The sequence below is a fragment of the Gaetbulibacter sp. S0825 genome (genome assembly GCF_011777505.1).
Lineage (GTDB): Bacteria > Bacteroidota > Bacteroidia > Flavobacteriales > Flavobacteriaceae > Pontimicrobium.
Genome location: NZ_JAATJT010000003.1, coordinates 213,350 through 232,863, shown reverse-complemented (window position 1 = coordinate 232,863; position 19,514 = coordinate 213,350). Strand labels below are relative to the sequence as shown.

Sequence of the window (19,514 nt, the reverse complement as noted above, 5' to 3'; positions counted from 1 at the left end):
TTTATGTGTTTGAGGTTTGTGGTTGTCCTCCCAAATATATGCAATCTTTTAAATCTTGCATATTTGTGTAAGGGACTGGTGTTTTTTCGTAGTTGTATGTTTTGTTTAATTGTTCTGATAAATTGTGGTCATCTACATTAACATCAATATCTTTCATTGTGAATTGACATGGGTGTTCATAACCTGCTGCATGCGTAATCTCTACCAGTTCTTTTCTAAAGGTTTTAAAATATTGCGCAAGACGTAAGGATTTTATTGGAATATTTATACCGTTTTGCAGCCATTTACTTTGTGTAGCAATACCACTAGGGCATTTATTGGTGTGACAAACTTGTGCTTGAATACAACCAATACTCATCATAGCTTCGCGTGCTACATTTATACAGTCAGCTCCCATGGCGAATGCCATTGCTGCAGTGGCTGGAAAACCTAACTTACCACTTCCTATAAAAACGATACGCTCGGTTAGTTTTTGTTTTTTAAAAACTTTATATAAATCACTAAAGCCATATACCCAAGGTAGTGATACATGGTCGGCAAAACTTGGAGGCGCAGCTCCAGTGCCACCTTCACCACCATCAACAGTAATAAAATCTGGACCTTTTCCAGTTTCTAACATGATATTAGCGAGTTTTTCCCACTCGTCAAGTTTGCCAATAGCTGCTTTAATACCAACTGGCAGTCCTGTTTTTTCGGCTATATCTTCAATAAAAGTCATTAATTCTTCAACATTTGAAAAAGCTGAATGATTTGGAGGAGATAATACATCTTTACCAACTTCAACACCACGAATATCGGCTATTTCTTGTGTTATTTTTGCTCCAGGTAAAACGCCTCCTTTACCTGGCTTTGCACCTTGAGATAGTTTTATTTCAATGGCTTTAATAAACGGATTGTCATTTACTAATTGCTTCAACTTTTCCATCGAAAAATTACCATTGGTATCACGAACACCAAAGTAACCTGTTCCAAAATGAAACACAACATCACCACCATTACTGTGGTAGGGCGATAAGCCACCTTCTCCAGTATTGTGATATGCACTAGCAATTTTAACTCCTCTGTTTAAGGATTCAACAGCTTTTGCTGAAAGTGAGCCAAAACTCATAGCCGAAACATTAATGATAGACGCTGGGCGATATGGCTTTTTCCGTTTATTAAATGAACCCATGACTTTAGCACAAGGCAAAAAGGTTGGGTTTATGGTATTTGGATGATTCTCAGATAGCTTATAGGGCATCATCGCATTATTAATAAAAATATGGTGATGCGCATAAATATCTCGATCGGTTCCAAAACCTTCGTAGTTGTTTTCTTTTTTAGCCGAAGCGTAAATCCAACTGCGTTCAATGCGATTAAAAGGTAGTTCTTCTCTATTGTTAGCTACAAAATACTGACGAATTTCTGGGCCAATTTTCTCGAATAAATAGCGTAAATGTCCAATAATAGGGTAGTTATGACTAATTGTATGTTTTTTTTGAATGAAAACATCACGTATGGCAACAAGTGCTATTACGATTAAGACCCATATCCACCAAGGAATTTTAGGTAAGAACTCCATTTATTTTTCTTTTTTAATCATTTAAATAATCTAACGACAATTGTATAAAAGCTTTTACGCCCAATAGCATACCGCTTTCATCAATAAAGAAATCTGGTGTATGGTGAGGAAAAGGTTCGGTATTACCTTTAGTCATACCTCCTAAAAAGAAATATAGTCCCGGAATTTTTTGTTGAAAGAATGAAAAATCTTCAGCACCAGTTATCGCTTTCATGACAATTACATTATCCTTTCCTGCAGCTTTTTCTAACGAAGGAACCATTTGCGAAGTAAGTGTAGGGTCGTTATAAGTAATTGGGTAACCTTCATCTATATCAATTGTTGCTTCTGCACGATAAGCTTTAGCAATGTCAGCAACCATTTCTCGCATACGTTTATGTATATGTGATTGCATATCTGTATCTAGTGTGCGTAAAGTACCAACTAATTCAGCTGATTCAGGAATTATATTACTACGTACACCACTAGTAATTTTTCCTATGGATAACACAACTGCTTCTTGAGTAAGAGGCATTTCACGACTAACTAGGGTTTGCAAGCCATCAATTATTTTTGCGCTAACCATAATTGGATCTACACCTCCCCAAGGTCTAGAACCATGAGTTTGTTTTCCTTTAACATTTATTACAAAACTATTTACAGCAGCCATGGTTCCACCAGATTTATAACCAATAGTATTTACAGGTTGTCCAGAACCAATGTGCAATCCAAAAATAGCATCAACATCAGGATTTTTTAAAACCCCTTCTTTAACCATTAATTTTGCACCACCTTCTTCTCCAGAAGGAGCGCCTTCTTCAGCTGGTTGAAAAATAAACTTAATAGTGCCTTTGATTTTGTCTTTGTTTTTTGACATAATTTCGGCAACTCCCATTAATATTGCAATGTGTGTATCATGACCACAGGCATGCATTACAGGAACTTCTTCGCCATTGTACTCTCCTATGGCAGTCGATTTAAAAGGTAAGTCTGATCTTTCAGGAACAGGTAATCCATCTATATCTGCTCTAAGAGCCAATACCTTTCCAGGTTTTTTTCCTTTTAATATGCCTACAACTCCAGTATGTGCAACATTAGTTTGAACTTCTAAGCCTAGAGATTTTAAATGTTCCGCAATTTTTTCGGCAGTTTTAAATTCACGATTGGAAAGCTCAGGATTTTGATGAAAATGACGTCGCCATTCAATGACTTTTGATTCTATAGCTGAAATTTCTTTGTCTAAACCATATTGAGCGAAACCGAAAGTGCTGAATAAAAAAGTAGCAATTAGTAATAATTTTTTCATGCTTTTGTGTTTTTAAAATTTAATAAACGTAAAACCGTTTTTTTGATATTGTATAAGAGCTGTCATAGCAGATAAAGCAAACTTTACGTTTGGGTTAGCATTATCTTTGGTGATGCCTCTAAATGAGGCTGTTTGTCCACAAATAATAATATCTGCTCCAGCTTCTGTAAGCTCATTAATTAATTCCAGATTAGGATTGTCAACACCATATTTTTCTTTGTAAGCCTCATTGTTTAATACATCTTGCCACGCACCACCATGAATGGTCATAGCAACTTTTAGCTGCTCCTTTTTCATACCTTCATTTGCATGCATGTTTAAAAAACGCGCTGCAGTAACAATGTATTTATTGATAACACTTTTATCGCTTGATGATTGAGAGACATCAAAAATTACTTTAAAGTCTTCAGAAGTATTGGTTTTTATGTCTAAACTTTCAACATCGAAAGTTTCTCCAAAATTTTTAACAATCTTTCCTTCAATACGTTCACTTTGTGCAAACATAGAAAAGCAAGTTAAGGTTAAAAAGGATAAAGTAAATACGGTTTTTTTCATATAAATGAATTAAGAATGCTAAAGATATTTAATTTTTTAGGAAACCTAATAGCATTAATATAATTGTTTATAATTATTGCTAATATCATTAAGAAATCAGCATAACATTGGCTAAATTCACGCTTTAAAAATAATAGTCTTGGAGAAGTATTTAAGTCAATTAAATGAAGCGCAATTAGCACCAACTTTGCAAAAGGATGGCCCTATGATTGTGATAGCTGGAGCAGGTTCTGGAAAGACCAGGGTACTTACTTACCGAATCGCTTATTTAATGAGTCAAGGTGTAGATGCATTTAATATTTTGGCATTGACCTTTACCAATAAGGCTGCTAAAGAAATGAAAGGTAGAATCGCTGAAATTGTAGGCGATGGTGAAGCTAAAAACCTTTGGATGGGAACGTTTCACTCCGTTTTTGCTAAAATTTTGCGTTTTGAAGGGCATCATTTAGGGTTTCCTAGTAATTTCACTATTTACGATACGCAAGATTCTCAAAAACTATTAGGCTCAATAATTAAAGAAATGGGCTTAGAGAAAGACATCTATAAAACCAAACAGGTTTATAGTAGGATTTCATCTTATAAAAACAGTTTAATAACAGTTAAGGCATATTTTAAAAACCCAGAACTCATGGAAGCAGATGCTATGGCTAGACGGCCGAAAATGGGAGAGATTTATGCAGAGTATGTTGACCGTTGTTTTAAAGCTGGTGCCATGGATTTTGACGATTTATTGTTGAGAACAAATGAATTATTGACACGCTTTCCTAATGTTTTAGCACAGTACCAAGATAAGTTCCGTTACATTCTTGTCGATGAGTATCAAGATACAAACCACTCGCAATATTTAATAGTTCGTGCTTTGGCAGACCGTTTTCAAAATATATGTGTGGTTGGAGATGATGCCCAAAGTATTTATGCGTTTCGTGGTGCGAATATTAATAATATCTTGAATTTTCAGAAGGATTATGACGACGTAAAACTCTATCGTTTAGAGCAAAATTATCGTTCAACAAAAAATATTGTGGGTGCAGCAAACTCAGTGATTGAGCATAATAAAACCAAGTTGGATAAAGTGGTTTGGACTTCAAATGAAGAAGGTCAAAAAGTAAAAGTGCATCGTTCGTTGACAGATGGGGACGAAGGGCGTTACGTAGCAAGTACCATTTGGGAAGAAAAAATGAATAACCAATTTCAAAATAGCGATTTTGCAGTGCTATATCGTACCAATGCGCAATCACGTGCCATTGAAGATGCATTGCGAAAACGTGACATCCCTTATCGTATTTATGGAGGCTTATCCTTCTATCAGCGTAAAGAAATTAAAGATGTCACAGCTTATTTGCGTTTGGTTTTAAATCCTGCAGATGAAGAAGCGCTAAAGCGCGTTATTAATTTCCCTGCGCGTGGTATTGGACAAACTACTATTGATAGATTGGTTGTTGCTGCAAATAATTACAATAAAACCATTTTTGAAATCTTAAAAAACCTTGATGCAATTGATATTAACATCAATAACGGAACAAAAAATAAGTTAAGAGATTTTGTGACACTTATTGAAAGTTATCAAGTGATGAATCAAACAGCTAATGCTTTTGATTTGGCTGAGCATGTAACCAAAACCAGTGGTTTAATAAGAGAATTTAATAAAGATGGCACGCCTGAAGGGATTACACGCTTGGAAAATGTGCAAGAACTTTTAAATGGTATTAAAGATTTTGTTGAAGGACAAATGGAACTAGCTGATGCAGGGGATTCTTTAGCTGAATTTCTAGAAGATGTGGCACTTGCAACAGATTTGGACGGTGACAAAGGTGACCCTAATCATGTGGCATTAATGACCATTCACTTAGCAAAAGGACTAGAATTTAATCATGTGTTTATTGTTGGTCTTGAGGAAGATTTGTTTCCAAGTGCTATGAGTATGAATACACGTAGCGAACTAGAAGAAGAGCGACGTTTGTTTTATGTGGCTTTAACTAGAGCTGAAAAACAAGCGTATTTAACCTATGCATTGTCGCGTTACCGTTGGGGAAAATTGATTGACTCAGAACCTAGTAGATTTATTGAAGAAATTGAAGATGAATTTTTAGATGTCATTACGCCTATTGAAGAACGACGTATCAACCCAATGCTGTCAGCAGATATTTTTGGAGATATTGAGCCTAATAAAATTAGGTTTAAGCCACCTAAAAAATATGAGTCAAAAAGGAAAACTAAAGTAAAACCTAAACCTGAAGGTATTAAAATAAGTACACCCAAGAATTTTAAAAAAATAACAAGTTCTAATGAAAACACCAATTTGTTTGATAGCAAATTAGCTGTGGGTAATATCGTAAAACATTTGCGCTTTGGTAAAGGCGAAGTTGTAAAAATAGAAGGGGCAGGAGCTGATATAAAAGCAGAAATTAACTTTGAAAATGGAGGTTCAAAGAAGCTATTGCTACGTTTTGCTAAGTTGAAAGTTATTGGTTAGAAGTAGTTAAAATAACTCCATATTTGTTTCTTATTCCAAATACGTTTGCGTAAAAGCTTTTAATTTTAATACTGTATCTAATAAGTCTGTGCCAACCCAACCATGTCCAGCATCAGGGTATAAAGTAAATTCGTGAGTTACACCAAGATCTGATAACTCATCCCTTAAAGCTGTGCCTTGTGTGGTAGGAATAAGTGGGTCTTGTCCTCCATAAAACAAAATTGTTGGTGGCGCAGAGGCTGTTACACGATGTAACGGACTTACTTCTTCCAAAAAGGCGGTGGTAGGTTCTACTCCAAACAAATCGAGTAATTCCTGTAAATGAGCATCATTATTATTTAGGTAAGCAGGATCGGTAAAATTTGTTGGTCCAACAACACTGCATACCATTTTTACATCATTATCTGTGTCAAAAGCATAACTCCATAACAACGATAAATGTCCACCAGCACTTACGCCAATAAAGCCAAAATCATCACCGATAGTATAATGTTCACTATTCTCTTTTAAATGATTAATTACAGAAGTAATATCATTTATTTGCATTGGATACGGATTGTTGTTATCGTCTGCCAATCTATAATTCATATTAACAATGGCAACATTTGGATGCTCTTGTCTCACAAAATTCTTAAATAGATTCATTTCACTTTTGTCACCACCAGACCATCCACCACCATGAACAAGAATCATCACTTTTGTAGTATTTTCTCTATCTGCTGGCAAGTATATATCAAATGTTTGCTTTGCATCATTTCCATAGGCTACATCAAGCTCTTGGTAGTATTGAGTAGGATTTAACGTATTTGTGTTTGGAATGTTATTGTCATCATTTAATGAGCAAGCAAATAGCAAAAATGTGCAAATAATGCTTAACAATGCAGATTTTGGAGTCTTCATATTTAAATAATTAGTTTATTTGTATAACGCATTAGCAAGATAATAATTATGGCCGAATTTGTGAAAATTTATGAAGATAACCCAAACCCAAAAGAAATTGCAAAAGTTGTTGCTGTCTTAAAAAGGGGAGGTTTAATTATTTACCCAACAGATACTGTATATGGTTTGGGCTGTGACATTACCAATAATAAAGCATTAGAGCGTGTTGCCAGAATAAAGGGGGTTAAACTCGAGAAAGCAAATTTTTCGTTTGTGTGCCATGACTTAAGTAATTTAAGTGATTACGTTAAGCAAATTGATACTGCAACATTTAAGGTTTTAAAACGTGCACTTCCTGGACCTTATACATTTGTGCTTCCTGGTGCCAAAAGTTTACCTAATGCATTTAAAAAGAAAAAAACAGTAGGGATTAGAGTACCTGATAATAATATTGCTTTAGAAATTGTGAAGCAATTAGGAAATCCAATTATTTCAACATCAATTTATGATGAAGATGAAATATTAGAATATACTACAGATCCCGAATTGATTCTTGAAAAATGGGATAATCTAGTTGATATGGTGATTGATGGTGGTTATGGAGATAACGAACCGTCGACCATTATAGATTTTTCTGGAGATGAACCAGAAGTGATCAGAGAAGGGAAAGGCAGCTTAGAGATATTTTAATAAAAAAAGCCCAACCTTTCGGTTGAGCTTTTTTATTATTTTGAAATACGATTAACTTCCAGCAGAAAGTGTTTTCATTTCTTTTTCTATCATATCGTAAAACTGATCAATTTTTGGCATAACAACAATGCGTGTACGTCTGTTTTTTGCTCTATTTTCAGCAGTATCATTATCAACTAAAGGTACATGGTAGCTTCTACCAGCAGCTATTAAACGTGAAGAATTAACGCCTAAATCTTCTAAAACTCTAATAATAGATGTAGAACGTTTAACACTTAAATCCCAGTTATCTAATAACACACCTTTTTGGAAAGATTGACTATCTGTATGCCCTTCAACCATACATTCAAAATCTGGCTTGTCATTAACTACTTTAGCAACTTTAGCTAATACATTTTTAGCATTAGATGTCACTACGTAGCTTCCGCTTTTAAATAATAATTTATCAGATATAGAAATAAACACTACTCCTTTTTCAACATTAATCTCGATATCAGGATCGTTTAAGCCAACTTCTCGTTTCAAACTTGTTACTAAAGCTAGAGTTACACTATCTTTTTTGTTGATAGCATCTTGTAAACGTGTAATCTTAAGGTCTTTTTCTTTAATACTTTCTAAAGTTTTTTCAATGTTATCAGCTCCTTTTGCAGTAAGCATTGTTAGGTCTTTAGTTTGCTGAATAAGACTTTCGTTATTTTTTTTCATGTCTGCAAGTCGATCTTGTAAAGATTCTGCTCGTGCATTTGCAGCAGCAGCGTCAGATAGACAAGCATTTAATTTAATAGTTGCAGTATTTAATAGGTCTTGCGTTTCTTGTTGTTTTGCCTCTAGAGCAGCATATTCTTTTTTAGATACGCATGAGCTTAAAACAAGCATTGCAGATAGGCTTAACAATAAAATTTTCTTCATGATACGATGTTAATTAATTTATATTTGACGAATATCACAAAATTATGTAAAAAAGCCCAATTATACTTAGTATTAACAAAACTTTTACTAACGGACTTATAAACTTTTAAAATATCGTTTTTTGGTAATAAAATATGTCCAAACAATACTTTTTTGAGAGTAGTATTTTGGTAGCCTATTTTGAGATTTTCTTTGTTTGAGAAGCGTACTTAAATGACTGTAAAAAGAGAAGTGTGCTTTAATAATTGCAAATGTGTGCTTAGGTTTTATTTCTAATAGAAATTTTATTCCAGCAATACCATCTAGAAGCAATCTCACTAATACAAGATAAAAAATGTTTCCAGATGCATTTTTAACTAGCGTGTATAAACTGTTTCTAAAATTTAAATATGTTTTTTTTGGACTTGTATTACTTAATGTAGCTCCTCCAACATGGTAAATGGTTGAAGTGCCTACATATTTAATATCGAATCCTAAATTTTTAGTTTGCCAACAAAAATCTATTTCTTCCATATGAGCAAAAAAAGCTTCATCAAAACCTCCTAAAGTCTTATAAACGCTACTTCTCACAAATAAACAAGCACCAGAAGCCCAGAAAACATCTGCTATATCATTATATTGACCTTCATCTTTCTCTATAGTGTTAAAAATGCGTCCACGACAATACGGATAACCAAATTTATCTACAAATCCACCAGCTGCTCCTGCATATTCAAAATAATCTTTGTTTTTTTGGTCTAGAATTTTTGGTTGGATAATTGCAGTATTTGGCTCATTAATAAAAGCTTCTTGAATTGGTGATAACCAGTTTTTAGTTACTTCAACATCACTGTTCAATAAACAGAACACATCTGCTTTAATATGTTTTAACGCATCATTATAACCTTTGGCATAACCACCATTTGTACTGTTTTGAATAATAGTTACTTGTGGAAAATGCGTTTTTAAAAACTCAACCGAATTATCACTAGAAGCATTATCTGCTACATAAATACCTGCTTCTGAGGAAAATGATATTACCGAAGGCAAAAATTGTTCTAACAATGCCTTTCCGTTCCAGTTTAGTATGACAATGGCTATTTTCACAGTTGGTATTCAGGAATATCCCTTAAAAATTGATAGCGTTCTTCATCAAAATTGATACTACAATAATAATGATTTAATCCGTTGGTAACCATCAAAAATGTGGCATTTAGTGCCAAATTGTATCGAGCAATTTGGTCGAAAGCACTTTGATTAATGGTGATTTTAGGCGCTTTACATTCTACAATTAAGTGTATAGTACCATCACTATTAAACACAACGATGTCATAGCGCTTTTTAAGGTTATTTATTTTTAATTCCTTCTCGACATTAATTAATGATTTGGGATATTTTTTTTCATTAATGAGATATTGCACACAATGTTGGCGCACCCATTCTTCTGGTTGTAAAACCACAAATTTTTTGCGGATGTCATCAAAAATATAAGGTTTATTTTCGCTATTTTTGAATCGGAAGGTATATGTGGGAAAATCTAATTTTTGCACATCACAAATTTATAATTATAATGTCATTTCGAGTGATTTTCAAAGAAAATTTTATCGAGAAGTTCTCGAAATTTTGAGACGCAACTCGAACTGACTTAATTAATCATATTAATTGCTTTGGACGAAGTTAAACAGCTAGTAAACGATATTAAAAATGGCAATTTAAAACCTATTTATTTTCTAATGGGTGAGGAGGCTTATTATATTGATAAGATTTCTGATTTCATTGAAGACAATGTTCTTGCAGAAGAAGAGAAGGGTTTTAACCAAATGGTGTTATATGGTCGTGATGTATCGGTTGATGATATTGTAGGAAACGCCAAACGTTACCCAATGATGGCAGAGCGCCAAGTAGTAATTGTAAAAGAAGCGCAAGACCTGTCGCGTAGCATTGAGAAATTAGCTTCTTATGCCGAAAACCCACAACCAACAACTGTTTTAGTTGTTAATTATAAATACAAAAAAATAGACAAGCGTAAAGCGTTGTATAAAGCGATTAATAAGGTTGGTGTAGTTTACGAAAGCAAAAAACTCTACGAAAACCAAGTAGCCGATTGGATACGTCGTGTATTGTCGCCTAAAGGTTATAGTATTTCTCCAAAAGCTGCACAAATGTTGGTGGAGTTTTTAGGAACCGATTTAAGTAAAATAAATAATGAGTTGGAAAAACTGCAACTGATTATACCTAAAGACACTCAAATTTCGCCAGAGCTTATTGAGGAAAATATTGGCATTTCTAAAGACTACAATAATTTTGAATTACGTAAGGCAGTAGGTGAGAGGAATGTTGTTAAGGTACACCAAATCATCAATTACTTTGCTGATAACCCAAAGGACAACCCAATGGTAGTGACTGTATCATTGTTATTTAGTTTTTTCGCTCAGTTATTGCATTTACATGGCTTGAATGATAAATCGCCACGAAATATTGCTTCAAAACTTAGAGTAAACCCATATTTTGTGAATGAATATACAAATGCAGCAAGAAACTACCCAATGAAAAAAGTAAGTAGCGTGATTGCCACCTTACGTGAGTTTGATGTAAAAAGTAAAGGTGTTGGTGCTAACGCTGTACCTCAAGGTGATTTATTGAAGGAGTTAATGGTTAGGATTATGAGTTAGGGTGATGAACTATATAGGGTGTTGGCAACTGGCTTTATTTTCTTTCTTTCCACCATTTTGTCAATTCCGCATTTAGTTTTTCATCAACTTTCGGACAAGAGTATAATCCTAATTCAACTTTTTGTTTCTCTTTATATGCTTTAATAAAAATTCCAGCGTAACCGCCTTTTTCGGCAAAATTGTCAGTTGGTATATAGGACGAAAATGGGTTTAGATAACAGCCACAAATTTCTTTTGATTCCAACGACCTAATTAAATATTCAATGTGTTCTACTTTTACCCAATCAAGTGGAAAATCTCCAATCATTGTCATTCCGATTCTTAAAGTATCTTTCTCAGTTTTTAAATTTGAAGAAACTTCTTTTAGAAATGAAATTGGGTCATAATTTTCGGGTTTTGCAAATGGATATTTAGGTTTCCAAAATGAACTAACTAATGTTGAATCGGATAAAGAATAAGTCCAATCATTTTTTTCTTTTATTAGATTTCTATTTGTCCTGAACTTTCTTATTGAATCATTTTTGAGTTTTAGAATTATCCAAAATTCAGGTCCCATTTTATAAAGTCCTTCTGACTTTGCGTTATTCCATTCCTTTACAAAGAGTTCAGTTTGTTCATTGGTCAAACGAATTGAGTCAGTTTCGTTAAGTCTTTTTTTAATGTAAATATTATCAACCAATTCAAGGTCGATTTTTGTTTGAGTATGAATAGAATTTTTAGAATCATCGCAACTTGATAGAATTAAAAATGTCAAAATAAAAGAGAGGATTTTCATTTTTAGCGTCCTGTTTTTTTAGCTTGTTGCCAACGTGCTTGTGTATGATTTCGTTATTTTTTTCTGTCAGCATCAAACCATTCAGATGAATTCCAATTTGGAGTTATTCCGCCCAATTTTGGAAAATTCAAATCAGGATTGTTTGATTGTACAAGTCCGATTAATTTTTGTCCAGTTACGAGCCAAATTCTAGATTCGTCCGCAATATTGTCAAGAATTCCTTCCGCAAATCTCCCATCTTCTTCCACAAAGTTGTCAAAATTCCTAAAAACTAATATTAAGCCTTTATATTTTTTGTTATATAAATCTCCAAGACAATCATTGAATGCGTCTAAATTCTCTCCATAATAATCTGGAGAATTCAGAGCGATTTTTAATTTCTGATGAGCGTTTTTTCGATTCCAATTCTGACAATTCATTTCTATAATCTCAAAATTGTTATTGCTAAACCAAATTAAATCTTCGTTCAAAATTCCATTTTTGAAATATTTACATATTGGTCCGTCTTTCAGAATTTCAATATCTCTCTCTATTTTATCTTCTTTTAGTTCCATTTTTCGTATTCAACACGTGCGTTCTGGATAATGAAGCACAACTTATTTATATAATGATATTTATAAGAATTAGATGTTTATAACTCAGGGCTTATCAGAGTTTCTATTTCCCATCCACCGAATACTTTCCAGGACCAGCTAAAAATATAACTAAAAATGCCATTAAGTAGAGTAGCGCTTTTTCTTGTTTCCCAAAAGGGTCATCTAAATGCACAAAAAAGAAAGCCACTAACATGGTTGCTATCGGGAAAATAGCAGCTAGTTTTGTTCTAAACCCAAAAATGATAAATAGTGGTGCTATCACTTCACCTATTAAGGCTAAAGTTAGAGATGTTGATGCACCTAAACCTAGAAAGTCCATAAACTGAACTTCATCAGCAAACAAACGATTTATTTTAGGGATTCCATGGGTTAACATCATTGCTGAGGTACCTATTCTTAAAATGGCTAAGGCTATGTCGTTGTAGTTTTTTGTAAACATGGTTATTAGTTTAATGACTTTAAAAAGTCCGATTTATAAGTTTGACCAATAGGAACTGTTTTATCTCCAATGGTTATCACATTTCCTGCTAAGCTATTCATTTTTTTTAAATTAATAGCAAACGACTTATGACAACGCACAAATTGTTTAGGCAAAATTTTTAAAATATTGGTAAAGGTGCTATTGGTTGTTATTACCGTATTTTTTTGATGCACTTTTACATAATCGCCAAATGCTTCCACAAATAAAATATCATCTGGATGTACTTGGTGAAGTACTTTGTTTGCTTTAATTATAATTGTGTCATCACTATTATTCTCTGATTTTTTCTTGTTTAAGGCTTTGTTTGCAGCCGCTAAAAAACGTTCGAAAGAGAAGGGTTTTAGTAAATAGTCTATGGCATTTACTTCAAAGCCATCTAAAGCAAATTCTGAGTAGGCTGTGGTGAAAATGACATCTGGAGGGTTTAATAATGATTTATAAAAATTCAATCCTGATAATTTAGGCATATTAATATCAAGAAACAGCAAATCAATATCGTTTTGACTGTTTAAAATAGACATTGCCTCCAAAGCGTTATTGCAAATTTTAATAACGTTTAGAAAGTCCACATCTTCACAAAATATTTTTAATATGGATTGTGAAGAAGGCTCGTCGTCTACAATTAAACAGTTAAGCTTCATAGCCTTATTGTTGTGCGTTTATAGTTAGTTTCACAGTAAAAATATTATCCCTATTGTCTGTTATAAATGTATGATTATTTGGGTAAACAATGTCTAGATTTTTTTTGATGTTTTCAAGTCCAACGCCAGATGCTTCAAGAGTATTATTGTCATTTTCCTCTAAACTATTATTTTCAATTTTAAAGCTAAAATTATCGCCTTTCTGACTCATTGTTATGTTAATGAATGTCTCCTCTAAATCGCCTTTTACACCATGTTTAAAGCTGTTTTCAATGAGAGGCAACAACAACATGGGATAAATTTCAAAAGATTCATTCTCTATTTCGGTTTTTAGGTTGATATTATTAAACCCTTGTACTCTAAATTTTTGAAATTCTATATAGTTTTTTAAAAGTATCATTTCGTCTTTTAAAGTGACTCTTTCGGTATTTGAATCATAAATTACATAGCGTAATATATCAGATAATTGTACAACAGCATCCTTGATATTGTCTTTCTTTTGTATAGCTAGTGCATAAATAACGTTTAGCGAGTTAAACAAGAAATGAGGATTTATTTGCGAACGTAAAGAAGATAATTGAATTTGTATGAGCTCGTTTTGAGACTTTAGGGCTCTATTTTCATTTTGATTAAAATAAAACCAATCTTCAGATAGCTTTAAAAGTGTTGTTGAAATTAAAAATATGCTAAATATGATGATATGTCTGGTGTTTGAGAAGTAAGACATAAAAAAATAATTTGGGAATAATTTATCTAACAATGGTTCAAATAACCAATTGTGCAATTGTGTAAATACGATGAGATTTGCAATAAATGCGATTCCAAACAACAAATATTTTTCTTTTTTTAGTAGGCGTGGTAGTAATACGTATAAGTTAATTAAAACAGGAATTGCGACACTAACTAAGAAACTAATAGTGTAGATATAATCTATCTTAATTGGTTTTTGTCCTTTAGAAAAAATGAATAGTAAAATAACAAACGAGCAAAACCACAGTGCCAAATTAAATAAAAGTGGACTGTGGTTATTTAGTTTTTTTAAATATGGATTAAGGTTGAGCATTCGTTTTAGTTAAAGTAAATTTTTCAGAAGATTCCCATTTGTTTTCGATATCAGATTTCATGTATTTTTTTAAAAACGCGTACAATTCCTCAGAAGTAGCTGTTAGTACAAACGATTCTTCTAAACCAATAATTTCATATTCAAGTTTTAATTGGTTTTTCTCAAACAAATCTGTTAATCTAGCTTCATCTAGCCATGTAATGTTTAGTTGACCGTTTGCTGTTTTATCTATTTTCGCTACCGAATGTGTTCTAAGTAAATGCTGACTCACTAAGTCATTACCAATATCTTCATAGTTAAAAGGAATAAAATCCATAAACAATTGGTTGTCTATTTTAAATGGCATTCCCATAAAAACTGCTTCATTGTTCTTTTTTGTGTAGGTAATTTGGTAGCCATCTTTGTATTTTTCGAAAGTAGCTTTCTCCTCCACACTAACTTTAGACCAATCTTTATTTTCTTCTAAAAATAGTTGTTTAAATGATGCAACTGCCCAACTGCCTTTTTTGTTATCTGTCCATTCTCCTACCAAGTGTGCTTGATATTCTGTGGAATCAGCTGTGTAAAATGGACGAATAGATTTTACAATACAAGAACTAAAAAATGCTAAGCAGCAAATTAATATTAGTGATTTAGTTTTCATAATTTCTAAGGTTTTTTGATTTCTTAGAACAAAACAATAACAATGTAATGTGTAAATCAACAAATTTCGCCAAACATGGATTAACTCATGTCGAACAATTTATTTTCCTTTTAAAAGGTTAATACTAACTGTAGCCAATTCACTATTTGGGAATTTTGTAAAATAGCGTTCATCAGGATATAAGCCAGCTTCTTTGGCAACAGAATTAAATACATCGACTTCCAAAATATATTGGTCGGAATAACCATGAGTAGCATCGTAGGCCGTTGCAGCAGTTTTGCCTAAATTCTCTGAAACAAGTTTTGGATTTACTGTATGTAATTCTATTATTAGTAATCCAAATTTTTCAACATAAGGTTTCCATTTTTGTAAATGTTCTTTTAAAGAATCTTCAACTAGATTATTACTAAGCCTTTTTCCTTCAAAAGCGTAAGCGCCTGAGGATTTACTAACCTTATTGATTGCTTTTTTTGGAGGCTCCCAAATACGGTTATGGTCTAAAAATGTACGAACGTTTAATAAATCTTTTAAATCGATGTCGTAATCTTCTTTTAAATCGTTTGCCAATAAATCAGGTCTGCCAATATCTCCCCAAATCACCTTTGCCCAAATATCAGCTTTAATAAGATTTGCTCTTGTTACTTTTAAAGCAGCTTGATTAAAATCGGCTCCAACGAGAAGCAAAGGGTGTTCTTCTAGTAGTTTTCCTCTTAATGTTTGGTGTTCAATAACATCAAAAATATGCTGAATAAATGCACCATTGCCACAACCCATATCTAAAATACCTTTTGGCTGATCGTCTATGGGTTTATTAAAAAGCTCAATGATTATAGCGTCAATCACTTTAAAATAGGTAGAATGTGCGCCACCGCTTCCCCAAACATTCATTTCACGATGCACATGCTTTTCGGTGTCGTTTGGCGACTCTGTTTTTAATACTAACGGATTCCCAAAAATTAGTTCATCTAGCTTGTAAAACGTTGGTAAATAAGAAACTGTAACGCCATAAGCACTAGCGCGTTTTGCAAAAAACAAACCTTTATCTGTAAATCTATACGTGTCATTTTTTTTAAGAAACCAACCTAGATAAGTGAAGAAGTCTAATATTTTTTTAAAACTTTCAGGGTTTTGATGATATTCCTGAGCTCTAAAAGAAGCTTCCATAAAATATTTATGAAATAATCCGTTAACACCTAACATCACAATAATTGGCGCAATAATCACCCCTTCTATGTGCATTAATATTTGATGCTCAATGGAACCTTCTTTTATATTCTTTAAGCCAAAATCATTTTCGTATTTATTAAATATTTTCTCCAAGACACTAAATGCATCTGGTCCAATGCGTTCCTCAGGAAATTTAATGAAATAGGCGATGAGGTTTATTGCATCTTCGTATAATGGGATTAAATTAAAAGCTTGATTGCTATTTTGGTTGGTTGTATACGTAATAGTGTTTTTTTTGTTATTAAAACTTCTATCTAACCAACCTTGTGAGCATAATATTCTTAAGGCTACATTTAAATAACCTTCGTTTGCATTGAAAGTAGTCGTTAAATCACTTAAAGTATCTTGATTATTATCTTGTAAATGCTTGATGATGCCTTTTTTATGCAAGGCAAAAGCAGTAGTGGCAACAGCAATGCCATCTAAGTGACGAAAAATGATGCTTCTAAGCTGTTCTTTATCTTTTTTTGTGAGCATATTTAAGCTGTTAATTACTTAAATATATGAAAAAAGCGCTATTAATAAGCGCTTTACATTTTTTAATAGATGAATTAAATTAACGCAGTTTAGGGTAATCTTCGGGGTTTACCTCATTCATCACATTATAAACTGCTTCAAAAATATCTTCTAATGATGGTTTTGAAAAATAATCACCATCAGTGCCATAAGCTGGTCTGTGTTCTTTGGCCGTTAGTGTTTTAGGCTGACTATCAAGATGTAAGTACCCTTTTTGAGTATTCATAATTTTATCTAGAATATATGCTGAAGCACCTCCAGGAACATCCTCGTCAATAATCATCAGGCGATTGGTTTTTTCAAGACTTTTTAGAATATCATGGTTAATATCAAATGGAATTAGTGATTGCACATCAATCACTTCAGCATCTATACCAACTTCTAGCAATTCTTTTGCAGTTTGTTCCACCATTCTTAAAGTAGAACCATAGGATACTAAAGTAATATCTGCTCCTTCTTTTACAGTCTCAACAACACCAACAGGTGTTTTAAATTCACCAATATTATTAGGCATTTTTTCTTTTAACCTGTAACCGTTTAAGCATTCTATGATTAAAGCTGGCTGGTCGCTTTCTAGCATGGTATTATAAAAACCAGCAGCCTTGGTCATGTCTCGAGGTACAAGCACATAAATGCCTCTTACTAAATTTAAAATTCCACCTAATTGTGAACCAGAATGCCAAATACCTTCAAGTCTGTGGCCTCTTGTTCTAACAATCATTGGTGCTTTTTGTTTTCCTAAAGTCCTGTAATGTAAAGTAGCAAGGTCATCGCTTATTATTTGAAGCGCATACATTAAATAATCTAAATATTGAATTTCGGCAATTGGGCGCAGTCCTCTCATCGCCATACCAATACCTTGACCAACTATGGTGGCTTCACGAATTCCTACATCTGCTACTCTAAGTTCGCCATACTTTTCTTGTAAGCCTTCTAGTCCTTGATTAACATCACCAATGTTTCCAGAATCTTCACCAAAAATTAGTGCTTCGGAATATTTACTGAAAATAGCATCAAAATTATCCCTAATGATTATTCTACCATCTACCATAGAAGCATCAGCATCATAGGTAGGCGTTATTCCTTCTATATTGGTAGCTTTTTGGTTGGATTGACTATAAAGATGAGAACTGTATTTTGGCTGATTGGTTTCAAAGTAGTTGTTAATCCAATCTTGTAAATCTTCTTTTTCAAGAGAGTCATCAAAAGTAATGTAACGTAGCGCTTTACGTGCTGCTGAAACTACATCTCTTCTTGTTGGTTCATCAACAGTATTCAAGTCATTTACTATTTTTTGAATAAACACCTTGTTGTGACTTGTTTGTGAAACTTTGTTGAGTAATTCTATAAGTTCACTTTTATCTTTGAGAATAGGAGAAATAAATGCGTTCCAAGCATCTTTTTTACCGTCTCTTACTTGTTTTTTGATGTTTTTTTCTAATTGCGTAGCTTCTTCGTTTGTAATAATACTATTACTAATCATCCATTCTCGCATTTTAGCAATGCAATCGTGTTCTTTTTCCCATGTTAATCTTTCGGGACTTTTATAGCGCTCATGCGATCCAGAAGTAGAATGACCTTGCGGTTGTGTCAATTCCTGAACGTGCAATAATACTGGAACATGCTCTTCTCTTGCAATTTTAGAAGCTTCTTCAAATGCATTGACTAAGCTTGCATAATCCCAACCTTTTGCTCTTATAATCTCATAGCCATTGCCATGTTCATCTCGTTGAAAACCTTTTAGAATTTCAGATATGTTTTCCTTAGTAGTTTGATGTTTTGCATGTACCGAAATACCATATTCATCATCCCAAATACTAATAACCATAGGTACTTGTAAAACACCAGCAGCATTGATGGTTTCAAAAAATACACCTTCACTTGTACTAGCATTCCCAATAGTTCCCCAAGCAACCTCATTTCCATTTTCCGAAAACTTTGTGCTATCAATTCCTTCTACATTTCTGTAAATTTTCGATGCTTGCGCTAATCCTAATAACCTTGGCATTTGTCCAGCGGTAGGAGATATGTCTGAACTGGAATTCTTTTGTTTGGTAAGATCTTTCCAATTATAGTTTTCGTCTAAGCTGTGAGTTCCAAAATGGCCACCCATTTGTCTTCCTGCACTCATTGGATCTGCGTCAATCTCGGTATGTGCGTAAAGACCAGCGAAAAATTGTTGGATGGTTAATTCGCCAATAGCCATCATAAATGTTTGGTCTCTGTAGTAGCCTGATCTAAAATCCCCATTTCTAAATGCTTTTGCCCAAGCTAGTTGCGGAATCTCTTTCCCATCACCAAATATTCCAAATTTAGCTTTCCCAGTTAATACCTCACGACGACCAAGTAAACTACATTCTCTACTTGTAACTGCAATGGTATAATCGTTAATGATTTCGCTCTTAAAATCATTAAAAGACATGCTTTTGGTTATCTCTGGATTTGTTTGCATTTATTAGGGATTAAGGTGTTGCAAATTTAGCTATTTTTTATGTTTTACGCAATGGCACACATTGTTAATAAATTAATAAATTCTCAATAAAAAACAAATAAAACTGATGATTAATCA

The 19,514-nt window shown here is 33.3% G+C and carries 18 protein-coding genes; 3 read left to right on the top strand and 15 right to left on the bottom strand.

All coding sequences use genetic code 11. The features are described 5' to 3' along the window. Position 1: 1 nt before the first annotated feature. From HB672_RS12120 to HB672_RS12110, 3 genes are read right to left on the bottom strand one after another with little or no spacing between them, the layout of a single operon-like run. Entirely contained in the window at positions 2–1,561 is a 1,560-nt protein-coding gene (locus tag HB672_RS12120) for an FMN-binding glutamate synthase family protein (RefSeq protein ID WP_167769795.1), read from the bottom strand. Positions 1,562–1,574: 13 nt separating this feature from the next. Further along, positions 1,575–2,846 (bottom strand): amidohydrolase, encoded by a 1,272-nt coding sequence (locus HB672_RS12115; protein WP_167769794.1) that lies wholly within the window; start codon positions 2,844–2,846, stop codon positions 1,575–1,577. 12 nt (positions 2,847–2,858) lie between these two features. After that, a complete protein-coding gene (locus HB672_RS12110) occupies positions 2,859–3,350 on the bottom strand; it encodes a DsrE family protein (protein WP_167769793.1) in 492 nt (163 codons plus the stop codon). A gap of 190 nt (positions 3,351–3,540) precedes the next feature. Between HB672_RS12110 and HB672_RS12105 the strand changes: the two genes are divergently transcribed. After that, positions 3,541–5,874 (top strand): UvrD-helicase domain-containing protein, encoded by a 2,334-nt coding sequence (locus HB672_RS12105; RefSeq protein WP_167769792.1) that lies wholly within the window; start codon positions 3,541–3,543, stop codon positions 5,872–5,874. Positions 5,875–5,904: 30 nt separating this feature from the next. On the opposite strand, the gene HB672_RS12100 is transcribed toward HB672_RS12105, so the two are convergent. Beyond that, on the bottom strand, positions 5,905–6,774 hold the full coding sequence (locus HB672_RS12100) for an alpha/beta hydrolase (RefSeq protein ID WP_167769791.1): 870 nt from the start codon (positions 6,772–6,774) through the stop codon (positions 5,905–5,907). A 48-nt stretch (positions 6,775–6,822) separates the two neighbouring features. Here HB672_RS12100 and HB672_RS12095 point away from each other — a divergent pair, with 48 nt between their 5' ends. After that, positions 6,823–7,443: an L-threonylcarbamoyladenylate synthase gene (locus HB672_RS12095; RefSeq protein ID WP_167769790.1), complete on the top strand. Its 621-nt coding sequence runs from the start codon at positions 6,823–6,825 to the stop codon at positions 7,441–7,443. 51 nt (positions 7,444–7,494) lie between these two features. Here HB672_RS12095 and HB672_RS12090 read toward each other — a convergent pair whose 3' ends face one another. The 3 genes from HB672_RS12090 to HB672_RS12080 all read right to left on the bottom strand — a co-directional run bounded on the left by HB672_RS12090 (position 7,495) and on the right by HB672_RS12080 (position 9,881). Continuing rightward, positions 7,495–8,352 carry an OmpA family protein gene (locus tag HB672_RS12090; protein ID WP_167769789.1) on the bottom strand — a complete coding sequence of 286 codons (858 nt, stop codon included), beginning with the start codon at positions 8,350–8,352 and terminating at the stop codon, positions 7,495–7,497. Between the two features lie 96 nt (positions 8,353–8,448). Continuing rightward, positions 8,449–9,438 (bottom strand): glycosyltransferase family 2 protein, encoded by a 990-nt coding sequence (locus HB672_RS12085; protein WP_167769788.1) that lies wholly within the window; start codon positions 9,436–9,438, stop codon positions 8,449–8,451. Further along, positions 9,435–9,881, bottom strand: a complete 447-nt coding sequence (locus HB672_RS12080; protein WP_167769787.1) for a type I restriction enzyme HsdR N-terminal domain-containing protein — start codon at positions 9,879–9,881, stop codon at positions 9,435–9,437. Before HB672_RS12080 ends, HB672_RS12085 begins: the two co-directional genes overlap by 4 nt. Positions 9,882–9,998: 117 nt before the next feature. Between HB672_RS12080 and holA the strand changes: the two genes are divergently transcribed. Continuing rightward, complete coding sequence (gene holA, locus HB672_RS12075; RefSeq protein ID WP_167769786.1) at positions 9,999–11,003, top strand: DNA polymerase III subunit delta; 1,005 nt, start codon at positions 9,999–10,001, stop codon at positions 11,001–11,003. Positions 11,004–11,037: 34 nt separating this feature from the next. On the opposite strand, the gene HB672_RS12070 is transcribed toward holA, so the two are convergent. The 8 genes from HB672_RS12070 to HB672_RS12035 all read right to left on the bottom strand — a co-directional run bounded on the left by HB672_RS12070 (position 11,038) and on the right by HB672_RS12035 (position 19,397). After that, complete coding sequence (locus HB672_RS12070; protein WP_167769785.1) at positions 11,038–11,778, bottom strand: hypothetical protein; 741 nt, start codon at positions 11,776–11,778, stop codon at positions 11,038–11,040. A 53-nt stretch (positions 11,779–11,831) separates the two neighbouring features. Continuing rightward, positions 11,832–12,332 carry a barstar family protein gene (locus HB672_RS12065; RefSeq protein ID WP_167769784.1) on the bottom strand — a complete coding sequence of 167 codons (501 nt, stop codon included), beginning with the start codon at positions 12,330–12,332 and terminating at the stop codon, positions 11,832–11,834. A 103-nt stretch (positions 12,333–12,435) separates the two neighbouring features. Further along, on the bottom strand, positions 12,436–12,813 hold the full coding sequence (locus HB672_RS12060; RefSeq protein WP_167769783.1) for a DoxX family protein: 378 nt from the start codon (positions 12,811–12,813) through the stop codon (positions 12,436–12,438). 5 nt (positions 12,814–12,818) lie between these two features. Further along, positions 12,819–13,496: a LytTR family DNA-binding domain-containing protein gene (locus tag HB672_RS12055; RefSeq protein ID WP_167769782.1), complete on the bottom strand. Its 678-nt coding sequence runs from the start codon at positions 13,494–13,496 to the stop codon at positions 12,819–12,821. A 4-nt stretch (positions 13,497–13,500) separates the two neighbouring features. Next, positions 13,501–14,223, bottom strand: coding sequence for a sensor histidine kinase (locus tag HB672_RS12050; protein ID WP_167769781.1), 723 nt, complete (start codon positions 14,221–14,223; stop codon positions 13,501–13,503). Positions 14,224–14,545: 322 nt separating this feature from the next. Next, on the bottom strand, positions 14,546–15,202 hold the full coding sequence (locus HB672_RS12045) for a hypothetical protein (RefSeq protein WP_167769780.1): 657 nt from the start codon (positions 15,200–15,202) through the stop codon (positions 14,546–14,548). A gap of 99 nt (positions 15,203–15,301) precedes the next feature. Beyond that, positions 15,302–16,906, bottom strand: coding sequence for a class I SAM-dependent methyltransferase (locus tag HB672_RS12040; RefSeq protein ID WP_167769779.1), 1,605 nt, complete (start codon positions 16,904–16,906; stop codon positions 15,302–15,304). Between the two features lie 79 nt (positions 16,907–16,985). Then, positions 16,986–19,397 (bottom strand): alpha-ketoacid dehydrogenase subunit alpha/beta, encoded by a 2,412-nt coding sequence (locus HB672_RS12035; RefSeq protein ID WP_167769778.1) that lies wholly within the window; start codon positions 19,395–19,397, stop codon positions 16,986–16,988. Positions 19,398–19,514 lie beyond the last annotated feature (117 nt).

Coding starts and splice junctions, on each gene's coding strand:
- HB672_RS12120 (WP_167769795.1), bottom strand. CDS start 1,561: ATGGAGTTCTTACCTAAAATTCCTTGGTGGATATGGGTCTTAATCGTA.
- HB672_RS12115 (WP_167769794.1), bottom strand. CDS start 2,846: ATGAAAAAATTATTACTAATTGCTACTTTTTTATTCAGCACTTTCGGT.
- HB672_RS12110 (WP_167769793.1), bottom strand. CDS start 3,350: ATGTTTGCACAAAGTGAACGTATTGAAGGAAAGATTGTTAAAAATTTT.
- HB672_RS12100 (WP_167769791.1), bottom strand. CDS start 6,774: ATGAAGACTCCAAAATCTGCATTGTTAAGCATTATTTGCACATTTTTG.
- HB672_RS12095 (WP_167769790.1), top strand. CDS start 6,823: ATGGCCGAATTTGTGAAAATTTATGAAGATAACCCAAACCCAAAAGAA.
- HB672_RS12090 (WP_167769789.1), bottom strand. CDS start 8,352: ATGAAGAAAATTTTATTGTTAAGCCTATCTGCAATGCTTGTTTTAAGC.
- HB672_RS12070 (WP_167769785.1), bottom strand. CDS start 11,778: ATGAAAATCCTCTCTTTTATTTTGACATTTTTAATTCTATCAAGTTGC.
- HB672_RS12065 (WP_167769784.1), bottom strand. CDS start 12,332: ATGGAACTAAAAGAAGATAAAATAGAGAGAGATATTGAAATTCTGAAA.
- HB672_RS12060 (WP_167769783.1), bottom strand. CDS start 12,813: ATGTTTACAAAAAACTACAACGACATAGCCTTAGCCATTTTAAGAATA.
- HB672_RS12055 (WP_167769782.1), bottom strand. CDS start 13,496: ATGAAGCTTAACTGTTTAATTGTAGACGACGAGCCTTCTTCACAATCC.
- HB672_RS12050 (WP_167769781.1), bottom strand. CDS start 14,223: ATGTCTTACTTCTCAAACACCAGACATATCATCATATTTAGCATATTT.
- HB672_RS12045 (WP_167769780.1), bottom strand. CDS start 15,202: ATGAAAACTAAATCACTAATATTAATTTGCTGCTTAGCATTTTTTAGT.
- HB672_RS12040 (WP_167769779.1), bottom strand. CDS start 16,906: ATGCTCACAAAAAAAGATAAAGAACAGCTTAGAAGCATCATTTTTCGT.
- HB672_RS12035 (WP_167769778.1), bottom strand. CDS start 19,397: ATGCAAACAAATCCAGAGATAACCAAAAGCATGTCTTTTAATGATTTT.